The organism is Ruegeria sp. CDSA241 (assembly GCF_059611265.1).
This window is the reverse complement of the sequence record NZ_JBXWPF010000025.1, coordinates 1-20,695: the sequence shown is the minus strand read 5'-3', so window position 1 is coordinate 20,695 and position 20,695 is coordinate 1. Positions and strand designations below refer to the sequence as shown.

Here is a 20,695-nt window from a genome sequence, read left to right as displayed (position 1 = left end):
CAAACCAAAAGCCCGGTCAATATGGATAGCGTTTGCTCAGGCTTTTGGGTGGGTGCGGTTGTAAACTTCCATCAGGCGCGCCGTGTCGACCGCAGTATATGCCTGGGTGGTGGACAACGATGCGTGGCCCAGCAATTCTTGAATTGTGCGTAGATCACCGCCCGCAGACAGCAGGTGGGTCGCGAAACTGTGGCGCATGGCATGGGGTGTTACAGTGGAAGGCAGCCCAAGCTGCTGGCGCGCTTTGGCCACCACCCCCTGAATGGCTCGGGGGTTCAGGGGGCCTCCGCGAACCCCGCGAAACAGTGCCTTCTCCCTGGATTGGGGGTGGGGGCACAGCTTTACATATTGATCTACAGCTGTTTGCGCGACTGGCAGGACCGGAACGATCCTTTCTTTGTTGCCCTTGCCGGTGATCCGCAGCGAGTTGGGCAAAGGGGTATCCGCTCCGGTCAGTGAGAGAGCCTCGGAAATACGCAAGCCGCAGCCATATAAAAGAGTAACGACCGCAACGTCGCGGGCAGAAACCCAGTCGCTGGCTGATTGCATCTCGACCGTTTCAATCATCGCACGTGCGGCATCCTCGGCCATGGGTCGAGGGAGTTTTTGGGTAAATTTGGGGGCGCGGGTCGACAGAACTGCGGTCGGCTCAAACCCTTCACGCTCCGAAAGCCAACGGTAGAAGGTTTTTACGGCGGAGAGTTTGCGCGCAAGCGAGCGCGAGCCAACGCCGGATGCGCGCTGATCGGCCATCCATGCCCGCATGTCCGAGATCGTAATCCGTGCAATCGCCGCCATCCCCTGACTTTCGCTATGGTGCAGTGTCATGAAGGACAGAAATTCGGACACATCCCCCCGATAGGCGGTCAGCGTGTTTTCGGACCGGCCTGACAAGGCCCCCAGGCCATCAAGCCAGTTTTGCAGTGCGTCACGACAAGCCGGAGAAATAAGGCTCACGACAGCCAATGGCGCATCGACCGTTCGAAGACACCAGCAAAGAAAGTCAGAAGATCCGTGCCCAGCTTTGGCGTAAAGTGCCTGGGGTCTTTTGCGCTCATGATGATCATGCCAGGCAGGCGGCCTTCGCCCAAATCCAGCCTCAGACAAGCTTCGGAGCGCAGGTGATCCGCATCACTGCCGAATATCCTGTGCGCGGGGTGGATGATTTCACGCAAGACGACCTCGCGTGCTGGGCCGCTGTGGTCAAAGGTCAGATAGTTGTCGACGAAACCGGGTTCGACGATGGCCAGCACGCCAGCCTGTCTTGAGATAGCCGGGTCTTTCTGGACTGCCGTCGTTTCAAGAACCAGCGTAATGCGTTCGACACGTAGTATGTCAGCCACATCTGCACCAAGTATTTGCAGGAATTCCTCAAATCCGACCGGTTCAAGTAGCCGAAGAATGGCCCGATGAACCTGATTTGTGCCTGCCAGATTTTCATAGGCTGCCGCAATGACCGAGCGGTGCGTATCCTCCAGCCGGTCCAGCCGGGCCTCGAGCCGTTGCATGGCTATGCCGCGCAGGTCGATGACGTTATTCCCACGCGCCTGCTCATTTGCGGTGACGAGGGCCTGCATCAGGTCCTTGTCATCCAGAATGGCATCTGGTTCGGCCAGAATCGCCTCGCGCAAGGTGTCCTTGAGTATGGTGTTGCTGCTCATGTCCTGTCCGGTCTTTTTTATTTTTCGGCCTTATAGCACGGCTTGCCGGATCTGCCTCGGGAAAAATGAGCGTCAATTTGAATTTCGCGGGGAATGTGGTCGGGAAAACTCCGGTCTGCAGAGATCTGATCCGAGATCAGATTCAAAGCAGCTGGGCCGAGCGCGGCGCCCCTGGCGCCGCGCGGGTTCGCGCAGAATCAGAGGATTTTCTGACCCGTTTTGGCCCAATCGGACAGGAAGGTTTCAAGGCCTTTGTCGGTCAGCGGATGATCGGCCAGCTTTTTGATCACGGCGGGTGGTGCGGTGATCACGTCGGCACCGATGCGGGCGCTGTCGGTCACGTGGTTCACGGTGCGGATCGAGGCGGCGAGGATTTCGGTCTCATATCCGTAATTGTCATAGACCTGACGGATATCAGCGATCAGGTCCATGCCATCTAGGTTGATGTCATCCAGACGCCCGATGAAGGGCGAGATGAAAGTTGCGCCGGCTTTGGCGGCCAGAATCGCCTGATTGGTCGAGAAACAGAGGGTCACATTGACCATCTGGCCTTCGTCACTAAGCGTTTTGCAGGTTTTCAGGCCCGCCCATGTCAGCGGCACTTTGACAGCGATATTCGGGGCGATCTTGGCCAGCTTGCGACCTTCGGCGATCATATCGTCGGCTTCGGTTGCCACGACCTCGGCCGAGACCGGTCCGTCGACCAGATCGCAGATTTCCTTGGTCACTTCCAGAATATCGCGGCCCGATTTCAGGATCAGCGAAGGGTTGGTGGTCACACCGTCCACCATGCCCAGATCGTTCAGTTCGGCGATTGCGTCGATCTCGGCTGTGTCTACGAAGAATTTCATGCGGGCAGTCCTTTGATGGGTTGGCCTTGGTCGCGGATGGCTTTACCTCAAAGAGACCCATGCTGGAACCCCTTGCCAAGGATATGCATTGAGCACTCAGGAGTTTTTCGATCAAGGTGAGCTTGTGGCGGTGCTGACCGCCCAACCGCTGGACCGGACGCTCGACTATAAGGCGCCCGAGGGCGGGTGCTTTCTGGGCGCTTTTGTCGAGGTGCCGCTGGGCCCGCGCAAGGTCTTGGGCGTGGTCTGGGGGCCGGGGCAGGGTGGCTTTGACCTTGCCAAGGCCCGCTCGGTGATCCGGGTTCTGGAGGTCGCGCCGATGCGCGAAGAGATGCGCCTGTTTCTGGGGCGCGTCGCCGATTACACGCTGACTCCGATGCCTGCGATGTTGCGATTGGCCACGCGCGCGCCCGGATTGGGCGATCCGCCTTCGATGCGCAAGGTCTATCGGCTTGGCGACAGGGACCCTGACAGGGTGACCGACGCGCGGACCCGTGTGTTGGAGGTGCTGCGCGACTACGGCGGGTTGGCCTTTACGCTGAAGGAACTGGCCGAACAGGCGGGGGTGACGTCCTCGGTTGTCAAGGGGCTGGTGAAACAGGGTGCCGTGCGCGAAGAGAACAGCCCGCGCGATCTGCCCTATCCGCATCTTGATCCGGATTTGCCGGGCAAGGACCTGACCGAAGATCAGGCAGCGGCGGTTTTGCGGCTTCAAACCGGGCAGCGGACGGGTGATTACGGCACGACGCTTTTGAAGGGCGTAACAGGTTCCGGCAAGACCGAGGTCTATCTGGAAGCCGTCGCCGAAACCCTGCGCATGGGGCGGCAGGCCTTGGTCCTGTTGCCCGAAATTGCGCTGACTGCGGAATTTCTGACGCGGGTCGAGGCACGGTTTGGCGCGCGCCCGGCCGAATGGCATTCGGGCGCGACCATGACCGAACGCCGCCGGGTCTGGCGCATGGTCGGGCAGGGGGACGCACAACTGGTTGTCGGCGCGCGATCCGCTTTGTTTCTGCCGTTCCGCAATCTGGGGCTTGTGGTGGTCGATGAAGAACACGACACGTCCTACAAGCAGGAAGACGGGGTGCACTACAGCGCCCGCGACATGGCTGTTCTGCGTTCGGCCATTTGTGGCGCGCGGGTGATTCTGGCCAGCGCGACGCCCTCGCTGGAAAGCTGGGCCAATGCCGAGGCGGGCAAGTATGAACGGCTCGATTTGACTTCGCGCTTTGGCGATGCGGTGTTGCCCGAGATGAAGCCCATCGACATGCGGGCCGAGAAGATGCAGCCGGGGACGTGGATTTCTCCATCGCTGCGGCAGGCCGTCCATCAGCGGATCGAGCGGGGTGAACAATCCCTTCTGTTTATTAACCGCCGGGGATATGCGCCGGTCACCCTGTGCCGGGCTTGTGGCGAGCAGATTGCCTGTGATCACTGCGATGCACGCATGGTTGAACACCGGTTTCTCAAGCGTCTGATGTGCCATCAATGCGGTGAGACCAAACCCATGCCCGAGGTCTGCCCCTCCTGTCAGGTCGAGGGCAAGCTGGCCCCGGTCGGGCCGGGGATCGAACGGCTGGCTGAAGAGGCTGAGGCAACATTTCCCGAGGCGAATATTGCCATGCTGTCATCCGATCTGTTCGGATCGGCGCGCGCATTGAAAGCAAAGATCGAAGAGATTGCTGCCGGTGACGCCGATATCGTCATTGGTACGCAGCTGGTGGCCAAGGGGCACAATTTTCCGAAACTGACATTGGTGGGTGTCATTGACGCCGATCTCAGCCTGCATGGGGCGGACCTGCGCGCCGCCGAACGCACATTCCAGCTGATGCGGCAGGTGGCTGGCCGCGCTGGGCGGGCGGATAAGCCCGGACAGGCGCTGTTGCAGACGTTCCAGCCGGAACATCCCGTCATTCGCGCCATCCTGTCGGGCGATGAAGAGGGGTTCTGGAAAGCCGAAGCGGCCGGGCGGTTGGCAGCCGGAGTTCCCCCCTATGGACGCATGGCCGGTATCGTTCTGTCTGGCCCCGAGGTCGGTCCCGTTTTTGACATCGGCAACGCCATGGCCCGCAACGACGCCCCGTTGCGGCAGATCGGTGCGCTGGTCTTTGGTCCAGCGCCTGCGCCCATTGCGCGTATCCGCGGGCGACACAGGGTGCGGCTGCTGGTCAAAGCCCCCAAAGGAGCGCCAATTCAGGATGCCATCGCCCGTTGGATAGCACCGCTGCGGCTGAAGGGCGACATCAGGCTGACCGTTGATATTGACCCGCAAAATTTCTACTGACCTCTGCATTCATGCAGAGCCAATGTGCGTGCCCTTCTTCCCACTCGCCAAAACCTGAAAATGGGCGTAGAGGGACTCTCATGCTGAAACCCATGCCACTTTCCGAGGCGCAAAGCCTTCCGTTCTGGCGCCGTCCCATCACGCTTTTATTCGTGATGGCACTGACCATGCCCATTGCTTTCAACGCATGGAGCGCGTTGTTGAATAATTTCGTTATTGAAGTGGCGAATTTCGACGGTGCCGACATCGGCCTGCTGCATACCGTGCGCGAGATCCCAGGCTTTCTGGCTGTAGGCGTAATTGCCGTGATCTTGTTTGTTCGGGAGCAGGTGCTGGCGATGATCTCGCTGATCATGCTGGGTGTTGCGACTGCGGTGACAGCGTGGTTCCCAAGCCTTGGTGGCTTGTTGTTCGTCACACTGCTGAGCTCGATCGGGTTCCACTATTATGAAACCGTGAACCAATCCCTTCAGCTGCAATGGTTGCCCAAGGACCGAGCGCCGCAATTTCTGGGCTGGATGGTCGCCATGGGATCAGCTTCGACATTGGTTATCTATGGGCTGATTGTCCTGACGTGGGATCGGTTCGATCTGTCCTATAACACTGTATTCATGGCTGCGGGTGGGCTGACGGCTTTGCTGGCGTTGTTCTGTCTGGTCGCCTATCCGCAGTTCGACGCGCCGACTCCGCAAACCAAAAAAATTGTGCTGCGCCGCCGATACTGGCTGTACTATGCGCTTCAGTTCATGGCGGGCGCGCGTCGTCAGATCTTTGTCGTTTTCGCCGGTTTCATGATGGTCGAGAAATTCGGGTTTGAGGTCCACGAACTCACCGGTCTTTTCTTGATCAACCTGGTTATCAACATTTCGGTTGCGCCGATGCTAGGCAAAGCTGTGTCCGTATTCGGTGAACGTCGCACTTTGATTTTCGAATATGCAGGCCTGGCAGTTGTATTTGCAGCCTATGGCGGCATTTATTGGTTCGGTTGGGGCGTTGTTCTGGCGGCTACTCTCTATGTGATTGACCATGTGCTTTTCGCGCTGGCTCTGGCGCTTAAAACCTATTTCCAGAAAATTGCCGATCCGGCAGATATTGCGCCAACCGCAGCGGTTGCCTTTACGATCAACCATATCGCCGCGGTATTCCTACCAGCGCTTCTGGGCCTGCTCTGGGTGTACTCGCCCGGAGCGGTCTTTGCGGTGGCTGCAGCGATGGCGTTGATTTCGTTATCGCTGTCGCTGCTGATCCCGCGCCACCCAGAGCTTGGGAATGAGACGATACTGTCGAAATACGCGCCCGCTCCGGCGGAATAGCTGCCAATGCTTGACCTTCGCGGGCCCGCACCCTAGGCGCTGTGTCAGCTGACACAGGAGGCTCCCATGCCCACATTCACCGCGCTTACCACCCTGACCGGCAAAAAATCAGCCGATGGTCTGGGCGAAGCCATGGAGCGTCTTGATCCCGAACCCACGGGCGTGGGCGTATTCGAAGTCGAAGATGGTTCGGGCCTGTGGGAGATTGGCGGTTACTTCACCGAAGCGCCGGATGAAACGGCACTGGCGGTTCTGGCGGCTGCGTTCGGATCCAAACCCTTTGTAATCTCGGAACTGCCCGAAACCGACTGGGTCGCCCATGTCCGCCGTGAATTGGCGCCTGTCGAGGCTGGCCGCTTTTTCGTCTATGGCTGTCACGATGCCGACAAGCTGCCCGAAGGCCGTATCCCTTTGTTGATTGAGGCTGCAATGGCTTTCGGTACCGGGCATCACGGCACCACCCTTGGGTGTCTCAAGGCTCTGGATTTTCTGCTCGATCAGGGTTTTACCGCGACAAAAGTTGCAGATATCGGCTGCGGCACCGCCGTTCTTGCGATGGCTGCAGCCCGCGTTTGGGATGGCGACATTATCGCCAGCGACATTGATGAGGTCGCCGTCGACGTCGCCGAAGCCAACCTGAAGGCAAACGGCATGTCAGGGAAGGTTCAATGTGTCGAGGCTGCGGGGTTTGATCATCCGGAGCTGAAATCTCTTGCGCCCTATGACCTGATATTCGCCAACATCCTCAAGGGCCCATTGGTGGCCCTGGCGCCCGAAATTTCAGCGAATCTGCGGGTTGGGGGTAAGGCGATTCTATCGGGAATCCTTAACGAGCAAGCCGAGGACGTTGTTTCCGTTTATCTCCAAAATGGCTTCAATGCCTCTAGAAATGACCAAATTGGTGAATGGACGTCGCTAGTCTTAACCAAACAGGGCTAAAATCGGGCCATTTGCAGGAGTTTTGTGGGGTTTCGCCTCTTTTTTGTCGCAATCTGTTTTTACCGTCAATGACGTGGAATTGGGGGGCGGTTGATTTGGAGGCTGCCATGACTGGAAAACAAATTGAATTTGATCAGCGCGTTCATCGGCTGAACAAGAAACATTCGAAGATGACCCGTGGTTATCGTGCGACTATGCGCAAAGATGGCCTGGTTGTTATGAAACCACAGCGGGTTCAGTCCGCGGTGCCTGCAAAGGCTCTGCTGATCTGCTTGGCTGGGCTGTTCGCCTTCAAAACGCTTTTGCTGACCAGCTTGGGGTCGTCGGCCTACCAGTATCGTGTCGATAGCCTTGCGCAAGGGACCGAAGTGGAGAAGGCGGGGGCATGGATCATGCAGATCGACCCGGTATCACAGGCCCTCTCGTCTCAACTCAGCAAAGTTCTCCGCTAAGTTTCTTCCGTTTTGAATAGAAACGCCGCGTATCCGGGGATACGCGGCGTTCTTCTTTGCCCCGAGGGAGAAGGGGAAAATCAACGGTAGGTTTGCTTTGCCTTAACGGCGGCCTTCAACGACGATTTCAATGTCGCCACGGCACAGGCCGATATCTTCCAGCTCGCGGTCCGACAGACCGCTCAGCGCGTTGCGTGTAACGCGGGCATCATTCCATTCGACAACGGCGTTTACGACCATTGCGAAAGTCGCGCCGATACGGCCGACGAGGCCAAATGAGCCAGTGGTGGTGCGGGTTGTGTCCAGTGCAGCCATATCCTGTTTCCTTCCGGTTTGTGTTAAACTCTGATCTTGCGATCTGACGGGCATTTAGGGATGGTTTTCTGACTGCACAAGCATAGAAATTGCATGTGTCCTATGCGTTTTTTGCAATGCTCGAAAAACATGGAAACGCCTTAATTTATTGGCAATTTTGCCTTCATCAAACTGCTCGAAACCCGACCTTTTCCGGTCGTAATCAGCCCATTCTGTCGGAGACAGGACGACCGTGTCGCAATCTGACCATCAGTCAATTCGCTTGGAAAATGTTCTTGTTTCGTGCTAGTCGGTAAAAAAGAACACACAAACCCGAGCAGGCCGAGGCTATATATGCGAATTCTGGGCATTGATCCGGGGCTACGGACCCTGGGATGGGGCGTCATCGAATCACATGGCAGCCGTCTCAGTCATGTTGCCAATGGGTTATGTAAATCGGACGGGGATGATCTGGGAGAGCGGTTGTTATCGCTCCACAATCAGATCGTCGAAGTGATTGCCGAGCATCAGCCCGATCAGGCCGCCATCGAACAGACCTTTGTGAACAAGGACGGGGCCGGTACGCTTAAGCTGGGTCAGGCGCGGGGTGTGGCGTTGTTGACGCTGGCGCAGGCCGGATTGCCAGTGGGAGAATATGCGCCCAATCGAGTCAAGAAAACGGTTGTGGGCGTGGGCCATGCCGAAAAGGAACAGGTTCTTCATATGGTCAAGTTGCAACTGCCGGGCTGTCAGCCCAAGGGCGCGGATGCCGCGGATGCGCTGGCGATAGCGATCTGTCATTCCTTTTACGGGGCAACGCCACAGTCGCGGATGAAACAGGTGCGGGCATGATTGGCAAGCTGACAGGCCGGTTGGATTACCGCGCGGCGGATCACGTGCTGATCGACGTGCGTGGGGTCGGCTATCTGGTCTATTGCTCGGACCGTACGATGGCTGCGCTGCCGGGCGTGGGTGAGGCGATCTCGATCTACACCGACATGGTGGTGCGCGAGGATTTGATGCAGCTTTACGGGTTCCTTTCGCTGGTCGAGAAGGAATGGCATCGCCTGCTGTGCTCGGTGCAAGGGGTCGGGGCCAAGGTTTCGCTTGCAATCCTCAGCGCCTTGGGCCCCGATGGTGTCAGCAGGGCGATTGCTCTGGGCGATTGGGGGGCGGTCAAGGCAGCCAAGGGCGTGGGCCCAAAAACCGCGCAGCGGATCGTGCTGGACCTCAAAGACAAGGCACCCGGCGTTATGGCCATGGGCGGCACGGTGACCGAGGCATTGGATGGCCCCGCGCTGGATGTGGTGGAACTGACTGAACCGACACCTGTACCAAAGCGGCTCACCATAAGCGCATCAGGTAATGCAGCAGCATCTGCCGGGGCATTGTCGGCACTCTCCAATCTGGGCTATGGCCCGTCCGAGGCCGCGTCAGCCGTGGCCGAAGCCGCGGCAAGCTTGCCCGAAGCGGGTGAGGCGGACCTGATCCGCGCTGCGTTGAAACTGTTGGCTCCGAAAGGGTGATTGAATGGTAGATGCCGATCCCACCCTGCGCCCCGAGCCGTTGCCGGAAGACAATGACCGCGCCTTGCGCCCGCAGGGACTGGACGAATTCATCGGTCAAGCCGAGGCGCGCGCCAATCTGCGTATCTTTATCCAATCCGCTCGCCAAAGGGGTGAGGCAATGGATCATACGCTGTTCCATGGCCCTCCGGGTCTGGGCAAAACCACGCTGGCGCAGATCATCGCGCGTGAGTTGGGGGTGAATTTTCGGATGACATCTGGCCCGGTTCTGGCAAAGGCGGGCGATCTGGCGGCGATCCTGACCAATCTGGAAGCGCGCGATGTGCTGTTCATTGACGAAATCCATCGATTGAATCCAGCGGTCGAAGAGGTCCTGTACCCGGCGATGGAGGATTTCGAGCTGGATCTGGTGATTGGTGAAGGCCCGGCCGCGCGCACGGTGAGGATCGAGTTGCAGCCGTTTACTCTGGTCGGGGCCACCACCCGGATGGGGCTGCTGACCACGCCGCTGCGCGACCGCTTTGGCATCCCGACACGTCTGCAGTTCTATACCGTTGATGAACTGCACGAGATTGTCACCCGCAACGCGCGCAAGCTTGGGGCACCGGCTGATGACAGCGGCGCCCGAGAGATCGCGCGCCGGTCACGCGGAACGCCTCGGATCGCCGGGCGCCTGCTGCGGCGGGTGGTGGATTTCGCAATCGTCGAAGGCGATGGACGGATCACCCGCGATTTGGCTGATGGGGCGTTGACGCGGCTGGGGGTCGATCATCTGGGGCTGGACGGCGCGGACCGCCGGTATCTGAAGCTGATCGCCGAGAATTACGCGGGCGGGCCGGTAGGTATCGAAACCTTGTCGGCAGCTCTGTCGGAAAGCCGGGACTCGCTGGAGGAGGTGATCGAACCCTTCCTCTTGCAGCAAGGCCTGATCCAACGCACACCGCGTGGCCGGATGCTGGCGCAGAAGGCGTGGACGCATCTGGGCATGGCCGCACCCAAGGGGCAAAACGATCTGTTTGGTTGAAGCCGAGCCTGCGAGCTTTTAAGGGTTTCGCCAAACATTGTCCGATTGCCGAGGATTGCGCGTGACACCCGACGACATTCAAGCCCTGTTCACCCGCGAAAGCGGAGAGTTCCTGTTTGCGCGCTGGGGCCGCCCCATCGTGCCGATCGTCTTTGGGGTCGAAGATGAAAGTTTGGCCACGGTCAAAGGCGCGTTCGAGGCAGTGGTAACACTGGCAGGGCATCAGATGGCAGAAACCGACCCCGAGCTTGGCGCCAACTGCATGGTCTTTTTCTTCCGCGACTGGAAAGAACTGACAGAAGTGCCCGATCTGGACCGTTTGGTCCCTGATCTGGGGCCGTTGGTTGATCGGTTGATCGCGGCCGATGCCAACCAGTACCGGATATTCCGTTTTGAAGAAGACGGCGCCATTCGTGCGGCCTTTGTGTTTTTGCGGATGGACAATGAATTGTCGCAAGTCCCCGCTGAAACGCTTGCGCTCAGCCAGGTGGTGCAAACGGTGCTGCTCTGGTCCGATACCGCTTTTCGCAACCAGTCGCCCTTGGCAGTGGCGGGTGACGCGACGATATTGCGACCAGACATTGCCGGGTTGATCCGGGCGGCATACGATCCTGTCCTGCCGGGCGCGGCGCAGGATGCCTCTCATGCGCTGAGATTGTTTGCCAGATTGGATCAACCGCAATGAAGCACGTCTATTCCGTTAAAGTTTATTACGAAGACACCGATATGGGCGGCGTGGTCTATCACGCTAACTATTTGAAATACATCGAACGCGCCCGGTCGGACTATGTGCGGCGCCTGGGCAATGACCAGAATGCCATGCGTGACGCAGGTATCGTTTGGGTCGTGCGCCGGATCGAGGCGGAATACCTGGCCCCGGCCAAATTTGACGACGATCTGGAGATCGAGACCGAAATCAAGTCTCTGTCCGGTGTCCGTCTGATCATGGCGCAAGTGGTCAAACGGGGCGAAGAGGAGATTTTTCGCGCCATCGTTACCGCCGTCTGTATGAATGCGCAGGGCAAGCCCGTACGCCTTCCGGCAGAGATTCGCGCATTGTTGTAACAATTTGCAGGGCCCGGGTGGTTCTGTTGGCAATTCGCCCCCATCTGCGTTAGCGTTTGACAAAACAAGGCCGTAAGGCTGTCAGGCAAAACAAAGAGCAGGTTCATGGAAGCTGAAACGCTGGCGCTGGCGCAGGAGATCGATTTCTCCATGTGGGGGCTTTTTGCCCGCGCGACTTTTATCGTTAAACTGGTAATGCTGATGCTGATTGGCGCATCAGTCTGGTCCTGGGGGATCATCATCCAGAAACTGATCAATTACCGTGCTGCAAGGCGTGAAGCTCAGGTTTTTGATGAGGCTTTCTGGTCCGGGAACCCCTTGGATGAACTGTTCGAGCAGATCGGTACCCAACCCGATGGCAGTTCGGAGAAGATATTTGCCTCGGGCATGATCGAATGGCGCCGCTCGCACCGCACTGATGGCGGGCTGATATCTGGTGCCACCGCACGCATTGATCGGTCGATGGATGTGGCCATCGCGAAAGAGGCCGAGGCGCTGCAAAAGGGCCTGCCCATTCTGGCCACTGTCGGCTCAACTGCACCCTTCATTGGTCTGTTCGGAACGGTCTGGGGTATCATGAATGCGTTCATCGAGATAGCCGAGCAGCAGAACACCAACCTGGCTGTTGTCGCGCCCGGTATTGCCGAGGCGTTGCTGGCCACCGGCCTGGGCCTGTTGGCCGCGATTCCGGCGGTGATTTTCTATAACAAACTCAGCGCAGATAGTGATCGGATCGTTGGAGGCTATGAAGCCTTTGCCGATGAGTTCGCCACCATTCTGTCGCGCCAGCTGGACAGCTGAGATGGGGGCTGCGGTTCAGCAATCCTCGGGCGGGAATGGACGCCGGCGGGGTCGGCGTCGCGGTCGCGCGCAGCCGATGGCTGAGATCAACGTCACACCCTTTGTGGACGTTATGCTGGTGCTGCTGATCATTTTCATGGTGGCCGCGCCCTTGCTGACTGTTGGTGTGCCTGTTGATCTGCCCAAAACGGCGGCCAGTGCGCTGCCCGGCGATAACGAGGAACCTTTGACCGTCACGCTGACCGCGGATGGCAGGGTGCAAATCCAAACCACGGATATTCTGCGCGAAGAGCTGATTGGCAAACTACGCGCCATCGCAGCAGAACGCAGTAGCGACCGAGTGTTTTTGCGCGCGGATGGTGCGATCCCTTATGCGCAGGTGATGCAGGTAATGGGCGCGCTTAATGCGGGTGGGTTCTCCAATGTGGGGCTGGTGACCGATACGGGCGGCCCGACACTGGACGACGGTGGAGAGTGAGGCCGCACGGTGGATACCGGCACCAAGATCTCGGCGATTGCCCATGTCAGTCTGATTTGTTGGGCATTTTTTGGCGGTACCTTCCGGTCCGAACCGTTGCCTATGGCCGTGCAGGACGTGTCGGTCATTTCGGCTGAGCAATTTGCGGCAATGACCGCTCAGCGGGATGCGCCCGAAGTGCCAACGCCAACAGCGCTACAGCCGCCCGAAGCCCCAACAGAAGAGGAGCCAGCGCCGGAACCGGTAGTGGAGGAGCAGCCTTCGTTGCAAGAGGCGGAACCTGCTGAACCCGACCCGGACCCGGATCCTGAGCCTGAACCGGTTGAGCCGCCGCCAGAACCGGTGGTGATTGAACAGCCACCGGTGTTGGACACGCCTGACCCCGAGATCGTCGACGTTACGGTGCCTTCTGGGCCAGAAGCACAGCCCAGCCCGGCCGAGAATGTTGCGCCGGTGCCGGTTGCGCCGCCTCCGCCCGAGGCCGCGCCTGATGAAATCGAAACCCCGGCCGTATCTTTGGACGAGGGAGCCGAGACCCAGCAGGAACAGCAGGATCAGACCGCCCCCGAGGAAAAGGCTGACGAGATTGTGACCGAAGCGGAAGAGCCCAAGGAAAACGCTCCCCGAACATCGCCGCGCCCGCGGACCCGTCCCAACCGCCCGACACCGCCGGTCGAGCCCGAAGTGGCGGAGACGCCCGAGCCCGAACCCACAGAGCCCGCGCAGACGGAAACAGCCATCAACGATGCGCTGGCCGAGGCGTTGGGACAAGGGAGTGAACCCTCTGGTCCGCCCTTGACCAGCGGCGAAAAGGACGCGATGCGATTGGCTGTTTCCCAATGCTGGAACGTTGGGTCCTTGTCCACGGATGCTCTGCAGACAGTTGTTGTTGTCGGATTTTCGTTGACCCCTGATGGCAAGGTGGTTGGTGGCAGCTTGCGCATGATCGACAGCTCAGGCGGTTCTGACGGCGCAGCCAGACAAGCCTATGAGGCCGCTCGACGTGCCATCTTGCGCTGTGGAGCCAAAGGTTATGACCTGCCAACCGATAAATACGAGCATTGGCAGGATATTGAGATTACATTCAATCCCGAGAGGATGCGGATCAAATGATGAGACTTCTGACCAGCCTGTTGCTTGGCCTGACACTGGTGTCGGCACCTGTTCACGCCCAAAGTGGACCGCTTCGCTTGGAATTGGATCAGGGGATTATCGAACCCTTGCCCTTTTCGGTTCCGAATTTTGTGCCGGACAGCACAGCAGCTGCGCAATATGCCCAGGATATCTCGCGGGTTGTGGCCGCCGATCTAACCGGAACAGGGCTGTTCCGCGAAATTCTGTCTGATGCTTTCATCAGCCAAGTGGCCAGCTTTGAAGATCCCGTTCGGTTCGCGGATTGGAAAGCCATCAATGCCGAGGCTTTGGTGACAGGTGCTGTGAATGTGTCGGGCAATCGCCTGACGGTGCGGTTCAGGGTCTGGGATGTGTTTTCTGGGCAGGAGCTGGGCAACGGTCTGCAGTTTGCCGGGACGACTGAAGGGTGGCGGCGCATGGCCCATAAAGTGGCGGATCAAGTCTATAACCGTGTAACGGGCGAGGGCGCCTATTTCGATAGTCGTGTTGCCTTTGTCTCTGAAAGTGGTCCCAAGGATCAGCGCCTGAAGCGCCTGGCGATCATGGATTATGACGGCGCGAATGTGCAGTACCTGACCGACAGTGCAGCCATTGTTCTGGCACCACGCTTTTCACCTGCCGGTGATCAACTGCTTTATACCAGTTACGAATCCGGTCAACCGCGCATCTATGTTCTGGATATCGAGCGGGTCAGGCGGACTGAGTTGAACACCCAGGGCGGCACGATGAGCTTTTCGCCCCGGTTTTCGCCGGATGGACGGTCGATCGTCTATTCACTTATTCAGGGCGGCAATACGGACCTGTGGAAAATGGATCTGGCTTCCGGGCAAAGCGTGCGGCTGACCAATACGCCCGCGATCGAAACCGCCCCCAGCTATTCGCCAGACGGTTCCCAGATCGTGTTTGAAAGCGACCGTTCGGGCACGCCACAGCTTTACATCATGCCCGCAAACGGGGGTGAGGCGACGCGGATCAGCTTTGGTCAGGGCCGTTATGGAACGCCGGTCTGGTCCCCCCGTGGCGATCTGGTTGCGTTTACCAAGCAGAACAAAGGCCGATTTCATATCGGTGTCATGCGAACAGATGGCAGCGAAGAGCGTTTGCTGACCTCGTCGTTTCTGGACGAAGGACCGACATGGTCCCCTAATGGTCGCGTGATCATGTTCACCCGAGAAACCCAGGGCGCAAGTGGCCGGGCGACGCTGTATTCGGTGGATATCTCGGGACGCAACCTGCGCCCGATCCGCACCCCGGATGGGGGCAGCGATCCGTCATGGGGCCCACTGCAGAATTGATCACGGCTGCTGGCAGGAAAAGTTCACAAGGAACCTGCACTGTGCTACAGAGACGGCAATAAAGAGAAAAAACAACGAGGCACCTGAGATGAACGTATTGGGCAAAATCCTAGCACTAGGTGTGTTTGGCGCGTTGGCAGCCTGCACCAATAACGATCCGTCTGCGCTGGGCGGCGGCTTTGGCAATGGCGCAAACGGCGGGCTGGCCGCGGGCTCTCCAAGTGATCCGCGCTCGCCTGCATATTTCCAGCAAACTGTTGGTGACCGGGTTCTGTTTTCGGTCGATCAGTCGACGCTTACTCCGCAGGCGCAGTCAGTGCTGCAGGGGCAGGCCGACTGGCTGATGGCCAACCCCGACTTTGTGGCAACGATCGAAGGCCATGCGGATGAGCAGGGCACGCGTGAGTATAACCTCGCACTGGGTGCGCGCCGGGCAAATGCCGCCCGCGAGTTCCTGATTTCCCGCGGAGTAGCGGGCAACCGGCTGACAACTGTCAGCTTTGGCAAAGAGCGTCCGATCGAGATTTGCAGCACCGAGGACTGCTATTCGAAAAACCGTCGTGCAGTGACGGTGCTGACCGGATCAACGTTGGGATAAGCCGATGAAACTAGCAGGATGGGTTCTGGCCGCAGTTTTGGCGACCGCCGGTTTGGCACAAGCACAGGATCAGCAAACCTTGGCGGATATCCGGCAGGAACTGACGGTGCTGCATGTGGAAATTCAGCGGCTCAAGCGCGAGTTTTCAACAACCGGCTCTCCGGCCCCGAACCTGTCCGGCAGTTCGATACTTGAACGCGTTGATGCCATAGAGGCCGAGTTGCAGCGCCTGACGCGCCAGACCGAGCAGTTGAACCAGCGTGTACAGAATATTGTAACCGACGGCACCAACCGCATCGGTGATCTTGAGTTTCGCTTGGTCGAACTGGAAGGCGGCGACCTGAGTACGCTCGGTGATACAACAACTCTGGGCGGAGAAACGGACATCACATCCGCAGCCCCTGCTGCTCCGACAGCGCCAACCGATTCCGACCTGGGTGAGTTGGCAGTAGGCGAGCAAGCGGATTTCAATGCTGCTGCTCAGGCGCTGGCCGATGGAAACTTCCAGGCCGCCGCGGATCAGTTCGCAGTATTCGATACATCATATCCCGGAAGCCCGCTTGCGCCCGAAGCACACCTAAAGCGCGGGCAGGCGTTGGAAGGCATTGGCGACACCCGCGAAGCTGCAAGGGCTTTTCTGGCCAGCTTCACGGGTGATTCCGAAGGCGCCTATGCGCCTGAGGCTTTGTTCGAACTGGGTGCTGCGCTGGGCCGTCTGGGACAGACCGAACAGGCGTGTATCACACTGAGCGAGGTTAGCGTCCGGTTCCCGGCCTCGGTATTGGTCTCCAGTGCCACGCAGGAAATGACGTCACTGGGTTGTACTTGACCACACAAGGCACACTCCTGAAATCCGAACTCCGCGCGCGATTGCCGGAAAACCTTCCGCGCCGTCTAGGCGTTGCGGTATCCGGTGGCGGTGACTCAGTTGCTTTGCTGAGTTTGTTGAAGCACATCGCCCAAGAGGAACAGGTTGAGCTGTTTGTCGCCACGGTGAACCACAATCTGCGCCCCGAAGCGGTGGCGGAGGCAGATTGGGTGGCGCAGCTTGCCCAGGGTCTGGGCCTTCCACATGAGACGTTGCACTGGCAGGGGTGGGACCAGACAGGTAACCTGCAGGATAGGGCGCGGCAGGCCCGGTACCAGTTGCTGTCAGACTGGGCGCGTGACAGGCAGATCGGCGCGATTGCCCTGGGACACACCGCCGATGATCAAGCCGAAACCATGCTGATGCGATTGGCGCGCGCTGCTGGTGTGACGGGATTGTCCGGCATGCCCGCAATGCGGAACTATCAAGGGATCATGCTGCTGCGGCCGATGTTGGGGATCACCCGGCAACAACTGCGCGATTATCTTGCCAAGATTGGGGCAGATTGGATCGAGGATCCATCGAATCACGACCGGCGGTTTGATCGTATCAAGGCGCGCGACGCGTTGACCGGCTTGTCCGAAATTGGGATTTCGGCGCATTCTCTGTCCCGCGTTGCTGAAAACCTTGCTCAAGCCCGTGAAGCATTAGAGCAGATTACGCAGGATTCCGCCCGTCAGGTCCTGAGTGTCGATGGCGGCGATATCTGTGTCGATCGCGCGCAATTTTCCACTCTGCCTGCGGAAATTCGACGTCGTCTTCTTACAGGTTGTGTCCGCTGGATTGCGGGCCGCGGATATCCACCGCGTCAGGCTGCAACAGACCGGGCGCTGCTCGCGATTGATCAGGGTGAGGCGGCGACGATAGGTGGATGCCTCTTGATCCCAAAAGCCGATAAAATGTGGATTTGCAGAGAGCTAAATGCCGTTGAGAGCGAAACCGGCGCACCCGGTCAGATTTGGGATGGACGGTGGATCCTGTCTGGCCCGGCGATTCCCGACGCGCAGGTTCACCCGTTAGGTGCGGCTGGTTTGCAGGCCGTGCCAGATTGGCGTGCACTTGGAAAACCGCGCGCCGCGCTTCTGGCGTCTCCGTCCGTCTGGAGTGGAGAGGTCTTGGTATCTGCACCTATGGTGGGTTTCTCAAATGGTTGGCTTGCAGAACTGACGCCAGAAGAGCCCGAGTTTCACTCTTCGGTTTTATCGCATTGAACCTGCTTGAATCATCTCTATTTTAAAGAGCAACCCGGCAGATCCCCATCTGCCGAAATCTTTTGGGAGATTTTTCTTGGGCAACGCTCGTAACATCGCCTTTTGGGTCGTTCTGTTTTTGCTGATCCTTGCACTGTTCAATCTGTTCAGCGGACCAGGTGGAACGCTTCAGAGCAATGAAAGAACCTATTCTGATTTCGTGACCGCTGTTGAAGGCGGCGAAGTCAAAAACGTGACATTGGATGGCGAGCAAATTCGCTATACCACGCAAAGCGGCGCAAGCTATGTCACGATCAAGCCCGGCGATGCCGAGGTGACCAAACTGCTGATCGATGAAAGCATCCCGGTTCAGGCTGTGAAACAACAGCAATCGGGCATTCAGTCTTTCCTGGTCACTCTTCTTCCTTTCCTGCTGCTGATCGGTGTCTGGGTCTACTTCATGAACCGGATGCAGGGTGGCGGCAAAGGTGGCGCGATGGGCTTTGGCAAGTCCAAAGCCAAGATGCTGACCGAAAAGCATGGCCGTGTAACTTTTGATGATGTCGCTGGCATCGACGAGGCCAAGGAAGAACTGGAAGAGATCGTAGAATTCCTGCGCAATCCGCAGAAATTCAGTCGTCTGGGTGGCAAGATTCCAAAAGGCGCTTTGTTGGTGGGCCCTCCGGGGACCGGTAAAACGCTGCTGGCCCGCGCCATTGCGGGTGAGGCGGGTGTGCCCTTCTTCACCATTTCGGGTTCGGACTTTGTTGAGATGTTCGTCGGTGTCGGTGCATCCCGTGTCCGCGACATGTTCGAACAGGCCAAGAAAAACGCTCCCTGTATCGTCTTTATTGACGAGATTGACGCCGTTGGCCGCCATCGTGGTGCCGGTTATGGCGGGGGTAATGACGAACGTGAACAAACGCTCAACCAGTTGCTCGTCGAGATGGACGGGTTCGAGGCCAATGAGGGCGTGATTATCCTGGCGGCCACCAACCGTAAGGACGTTTTGGACCCTGCGCTGCTGCGTCCAGGCCGTTTCGACCGCAACGTGACTGTCGGCAACCCCGACATCAAAGGCCGCGAGAAGATCCTGGGCGTTCACGCACGCAAGACGCCCCTCGGACCTGATGTCGATCTGCGCATCATCGCGCGCGGGACTCCGGGCTTCTCGGGTGCTGATCTGGCCAACCTCGTGAATGAGGCCGCGCTGATGGCCGCCCGCGTCGGTCGCCGCTTTGTTACCATGGAAGATTTCGAGAATGCCAAGGACAAGGTGATGATGGGTGCCGAGCGCCGCTCGATGGTGCTGACCCAGGACCAGAAGGAAAAGACTGCCTATCACGAATCAGGGCATGCCGTTGTTGGTATGACGCTGCCGTTGTGTGATCCGGTCTATAAGGCAACGATCATTCCGCGTGGTGGTGCGCTGGGCATGGTGGTGTCACTGCCAGAAATGGACCGCCTGAACTATCACCGCGATGAGTGTGAGCAAAAGCTGGCCATGACCATGGCCGGTAAGGCGGCTGAGGTGATCAAATATGGCGAGGACCATGTCTCGAACGGTCCGGCGGGCGATATCATGCAGGCCAGCCAACTGTCGCGCGCGATGGTGATGCGCTGGGGCATGTCGGACAAGGTCGGCAATATCGACTATGCCGAAGCGCATGATGGCTATTCAGGCAACACTGCCGGGTTCTCGGTCTCGGCCCATACCAAGGAACTGATCGAGGAAGAGGTCAAGCGCCTGATCCAGCAAGGATATGAGCGTGCGCATCAGATCCTTTCAGAACAGAACGAGCAATGGGAACGTCTGGCCCAAGGGCTGCTGGAATATGAAACCCTGACCGGTGACGAGATCAAACGCGTCATGAATGGCGAGCCGCCCAGCGAAAGCGATGACGAGGGCGATAAACCTGATGAGGGCAGCGCCCCCAGCGTGACAGCCATTCCGAAAACCAAGGTTAAGAAAACTCCGCCCGATGGCGGGATGGAGCCGGAACCAACGGCTTAAACTTTCAAAGACCCGGGCCTGTCCCGGGTCTTTTTTCTTTTCAATCGCGAAGGTTTGCCCTCTATTCCGCATCAGATGTCAGTTCTGAAAAAGGGATAAATATGCCGGTATTGCGCGAAACCGAATTCACGGGAGAAGTTGTTTGGTTGGGCCACGTACCAGCAGGTGAAACTCTCCGGGCCAATGCCGTGGACAGTCTGGATTTGGGTTTCTCGGGTGATCAAGGCGCGCGTCACGAAGGCGTGAATCGTACCTCTTGCGTGCGAGTCAAAAACCTGTACCCGGTAGGCACCGAAATTCGCAATGTGCGGCAGTTATCGATCCTGTCCGCAGAAGAACTTGATGCCATCGCGCAGGAAATGGGCTTGGGTAAGCTGGACCCGTCCCATCTGGGGGTCAGCATTGTCTTGCGCGGCATTCCGGATTTCACCCATATTCCGCCCTCGTCTCGTTTGCAGGTGGAAAATGGCGTGGCGCTGACGATCGACATGGAAAACCGGCCCTGTATCCTGCCGGGGCGCGAGATCGAGGCTGACTTGCCCGGGTATGGTGCGGCCTTCAAGCCTGCAGCGCAGGGACGGCGGGGGGTCACGGCTTGGGTCGAAAGACCCGGAGAGCTGAACCTGGGCGATGAGCTTACACTGTTTGTCCCCGATCAGAGAGCCTGGACACCATAAGGGACCGCAATTTCCGATCGGAAGGTGCCGATGTGACGCTACGACGTTTCAAGGCGCAATTATGTCGGAATCCATAGCCACCAATTTGGTACACAACGGTATGGAGTGAGCAGCGCCGGCGTTCTGCGTCGGGTTTGCACGGAATTCAATCAGGGACCGAAACCCAATGAGCTATAAATCTGACATCGAAATTGCGCGTGAGGCGAAGAAGAAGCCGATTCAGGAGATTGG

The 20,695-nt window shown here is 58.5% G+C and carries 22 protein-coding genes; 18 read left to right on the top strand and 4 right to left on the bottom strand.

Annotation, left to right across the window (positions count from 1 at the left end):
• Positions 1-36: 36 nt before the first annotated feature.
• The 3 genes from AC2FJV_RS18590 to fsa form a co-directional block, all read right to left on the bottom strand.
• Positions 37-957, bottom strand: a complete 921-nt coding sequence (locus AC2FJV_RS18590) for a tyrosine recombinase XerC (protein WP_496694660.1) — start codon at positions 955-957, stop codon at positions 37-39.
• Positions 954-1,661: a DUF484 family protein gene (locus AC2FJV_RS18585; protein WP_496714304.1), complete on the bottom strand. Its 708-nt coding sequence runs from the start codon at positions 1,659-1,661 to the stop codon at positions 954-956. Before AC2FJV_RS18585 ends, AC2FJV_RS18590 begins: the two co-directional genes overlap by 4 nt.
• Positions 1,662-1,858: 197 nt before the next feature.
• The gene (gene fsa, locus AC2FJV_RS18580; RefSeq protein WP_142640163.1) at positions 1,859-2,512 is read right to left on the bottom strand and encodes a fructose-6-phosphate aldolase; all 654 of its coding nucleotides are present in this window, start codon (positions 2,510-2,512) and stop codon (positions 1,859-1,861) included.
• A gap of 88 nt (positions 2,513-2,600) precedes the next feature.
• On the opposite strand from fsa, the gene AC2FJV_RS18575 reads away from it, so the two are divergent.
• From AC2FJV_RS18575 to AC2FJV_RS18560, 4 genes are all read left to right on the top strand, one after another.
• Positions 2,601-4,796, top strand: coding sequence for a primosomal protein N' (locus tag AC2FJV_RS18575; RefSeq protein ID WP_496694661.1), 2,196 nt, complete (start codon positions 2,601-2,603; stop codon positions 4,794-4,796).
• An 80-nt stretch (positions 4,797-4,876) separates the two neighbouring features.
• Positions 4,877-6,109, top strand: a complete 1,233-nt coding sequence (locus AC2FJV_RS18570; RefSeq protein WP_271952281.1) for an MFS transporter — start codon at positions 4,877-4,879, stop codon at positions 6,107-6,109.
• A 66-nt stretch (positions 6,110-6,175) separates the two neighbouring features.
• On the top strand, positions 6,176-7,048 hold the full coding sequence (locus tag AC2FJV_RS18565; RefSeq protein ID WP_142640169.1) for a 50S ribosomal protein L11 methyltransferase: 873 nt from the start codon (positions 6,176-6,178) through the stop codon (positions 7,046-7,048).
• 107 nt (positions 7,049-7,155) lie between these two features.
• Positions 7,156-7,500 (top strand): hypothetical protein, encoded by a 345-nt coding sequence (locus AC2FJV_RS18560; RefSeq protein WP_142640171.1) that lies wholly within the window; start codon positions 7,156-7,158, stop codon positions 7,498-7,500.
• Positions 7,501-7,602: 102 nt separating this feature from the next.
• On the opposite strand, the gene AC2FJV_RS18555 is transcribed toward AC2FJV_RS18560, so the two are convergent.
• Entirely contained in the window at positions 7,603-7,815 is a 213-nt protein-coding gene (locus AC2FJV_RS18555) for a DUF1127 domain-containing protein (protein ID WP_142640173.1), read from the bottom strand.
• A gap of 333 nt (positions 7,816-8,148) precedes the next feature.
• Here AC2FJV_RS18555 and ruvC point away from each other — a divergent pair, with 333 nt between their 5' ends.
• The 14 genes from ruvC (at position 8,149) to AC2FJV_RS18485 (ending at position 20,464) form a co-directional block, all read left to right on the top strand.
• Entirely contained in the window at positions 8,149-8,646 is a 498-nt protein-coding gene (gene ruvC / locus AC2FJV_RS18550) for a crossover junction endodeoxyribonuclease RuvC (protein WP_142640175.1), read from the top strand.
• Positions 8,643-9,320, top strand: coding sequence for a Holliday junction branch migration protein RuvA (gene ruvA, locus AC2FJV_RS18545; protein ID WP_496714303.1), 678 nt, complete (start codon positions 8,643-8,645; stop codon positions 9,318-9,320). Before ruvC ends, ruvA begins: the two co-directional genes overlap by 4 nt.
• A 4-nt stretch (positions 9,321-9,324) precedes the next feature.
• The gene (gene ruvB / locus AC2FJV_RS18540; protein WP_142640179.1) at positions 9,325-10,344 is read left to right on the top strand and encodes a Holliday junction branch migration DNA helicase RuvB; all 1,020 of its coding nucleotides are present in this window, start codon (positions 9,325-9,327) and stop codon (positions 10,342-10,344) included.
• 61 nt (positions 10,345-10,405) lie between these two features.
• A complete protein-coding gene (locus AC2FJV_RS18535; RefSeq protein ID WP_142640181.1) occupies positions 10,406-11,029 on the top strand; it encodes a hypothetical protein in 624 nt (207 codons plus the stop codon).
• The gene (gene ybgC, locus AC2FJV_RS18530; protein WP_142640183.1) at positions 11,026-11,409 is read left to right on the top strand and encodes a tol-pal system-associated acyl-CoA thioesterase; all 384 of its coding nucleotides are present in this window, start codon (positions 11,026-11,028) and stop codon (positions 11,407-11,409) included. Before AC2FJV_RS18535 ends, ybgC begins: the two co-directional genes overlap by 4 nt.
• A 105-nt stretch (positions 11,410-11,514) precedes the next feature.
• Positions 11,515-12,210: a protein TolQ gene (gene tolQ, locus AC2FJV_RS18525; RefSeq protein WP_496714302.1), complete on the top strand. Its 696-nt coding sequence runs from the start codon at positions 11,515-11,517 to the stop codon at positions 12,208-12,210.
• A gap of 1 nt (position 12,211) precedes the next feature.
• Entirely contained in the window at positions 12,212-12,688 is a 477-nt protein-coding gene (gene tolR / locus AC2FJV_RS18520; protein WP_142640204.1) for a protein TolR, read from the top strand.
• A 9-nt stretch (positions 12,689-12,697) separates the two neighbouring features.
• Positions 12,698-13,801, top strand: a complete 1,104-nt coding sequence (gene tolA, locus AC2FJV_RS18515; RefSeq protein ID WP_496714300.1) for a cell envelope integrity protein TolA — start codon at positions 12,698-12,700, stop codon at positions 13,799-13,801.
• A complete protein-coding gene (tolB, locus tag AC2FJV_RS18510; protein ID WP_496714298.1) occupies positions 13,798-15,117 on the top strand; it encodes a Tol-Pal system beta propeller repeat protein TolB in 1,320 nt (439 codons plus the stop codon). The genes tolA and tolB overlap by 4 nt, the downstream gene beginning before the upstream one ends.
• A gap of 88 nt (positions 15,118-15,205) precedes the next feature.
• Positions 15,206-15,715, top strand: coding sequence for a peptidoglycan-associated lipoprotein Pal (pal, locus tag AC2FJV_RS18505; RefSeq protein ID WP_281973807.1), 510 nt, complete (start codon positions 15,206-15,208; stop codon positions 15,713-15,715).
• A gap of 4 nt (positions 15,716-15,719) precedes the next feature.
• Positions 15,720-16,544, top strand: coding sequence for a tol-pal system protein YbgF (gene ybgF / locus AC2FJV_RS18500; RefSeq protein WP_496714296.1), 825 nt, complete (start codon positions 15,720-15,722; stop codon positions 16,542-16,544).
• Positions 16,541-17,794 carry a tRNA lysidine(34) synthetase TilS gene (gene tilS, locus AC2FJV_RS18495; protein WP_496694666.1) on the top strand — a complete coding sequence of 418 codons (1,254 nt, stop codon included), beginning with the start codon at positions 16,541-16,543 and terminating at the stop codon, positions 17,792-17,794. The genes ybgF and tilS overlap by 4 nt, the downstream gene beginning before the upstream one ends.
• Positions 17,795-17,870: 76 nt before the next feature.
• Positions 17,871-19,787, top strand: a complete 1,917-nt coding sequence (ftsH, locus tag AC2FJV_RS18490; RefSeq protein ID WP_142640196.1) for an ATP-dependent zinc metalloprotease FtsH — start codon at positions 17,871-17,873, stop codon at positions 19,785-19,787.
• Between the two features lie 101 nt (positions 19,788-19,888).
• On the top strand, positions 19,889-20,464 hold the full coding sequence (locus AC2FJV_RS18485) for an MOSC domain-containing protein (RefSeq protein WP_271952269.1): 576 nt from the start codon (positions 19,889-19,891) through the stop codon (positions 20,462-20,464).
• Positions 20,465-20,695 lie beyond the last annotated feature (231 nt).

What these genes read in the sequence shown, in the direction of transcription:
- AC2FJV_RS18585 (WP_496714304.1), bottom strand. Translation starts at nt 1,661, where the DNA reads ATGAGCAGCAACACCATACTCAAGGACACCTTGCGCGAGGCGATTCTG.
- AC2FJV_RS18485 (WP_271952269.1), top strand. Translation starts at nt 19,889, where the DNA reads ATGCCGGTATTGCGCGAAACCGAATTCACGGGAGAAGTTGTTTGGTTG.
- AC2FJV_RS18570 (WP_271952281.1), top strand. Translation starts at nt 4,877, where the DNA reads ATGCTGAAACCCATGCCACTTTCCGAGGCGCAAAGCCTTCCGTTCTGG.
- ybgF (WP_496714296.1), top strand. Translation starts at nt 15,720, where the DNA reads ATGAAACTAGCAGGATGGGTTCTGGCCGCAGTTTTGGCGACCGCCGGT.
- ruvA (WP_496714303.1), top strand. Translation starts at nt 8,643, where the DNA reads ATGATTGGCAAGCTGACAGGCCGGTTGGATTACCGCGCGGCGGATCAC.
- ybgC (WP_142640183.1), top strand. Translation starts at nt 11,026, where the DNA reads ATGAAGCACGTCTATTCCGTTAAAGTTTATTACGAAGACACCGATATG.
- AC2FJV_RS18555 (WP_142640173.1), bottom strand. Translation starts at nt 7,815, where the DNA reads ATGGCTGCACTGGACACAACCCGCACCACCACTGGCTCATTTGGCCTC.
- tolR (WP_142640204.1), top strand. Translation starts at nt 12,212, where the DNA reads ATGGGGGCTGCGGTTCAGCAATCCTCGGGCGGGAATGGACGCCGGCGG.
- ruvB (WP_142640179.1), top strand. Translation starts at nt 9,325, where the DNA reads ATGGTAGATGCCGATCCCACCCTGCGCCCCGAGCCGTTGCCGGAAGAC.
- ruvC (WP_142640175.1), top strand. Translation starts at nt 8,149, where the DNA reads ATGCGAATTCTGGGCATTGATCCGGGGCTACGGACCCTGGGATGGGGC.
- tolB (WP_496714298.1), top strand. Translation starts at nt 13,798, where the DNA reads ATGATGAGACTTCTGACCAGCCTGTTGCTTGGCCTGACACTGGTGTCG.
- tolQ (WP_496714302.1), top strand. Translation starts at nt 11,515, where the DNA reads ATGGAAGCTGAAACGCTGGCGCTGGCGCAGGAGATCGATTTCTCCATG.
- AC2FJV_RS18565 (WP_142640169.1), top strand. Translation starts at nt 6,176, where the DNA reads ATGCCCACATTCACCGCGCTTACCACCCTGACCGGCAAAAAATCAGCC.
- AC2FJV_RS18560 (WP_142640171.1), top strand. Translation starts at nt 7,156, where the DNA reads ATGACTGGAAAACAAATTGAATTTGATCAGCGCGTTCATCGGCTGAAC.
- pal (WP_281973807.1), top strand. Translation starts at nt 15,206, where the DNA reads ATGAACGTATTGGGCAAAATCCTAGCACTAGGTGTGTTTGGCGCGTTG.
- fsa (WP_142640163.1), bottom strand. Translation starts at nt 2,512, where the DNA reads ATGAAATTCTTCGTAGACACAGCCGAGATCGACGCAATCGCCGAACTG.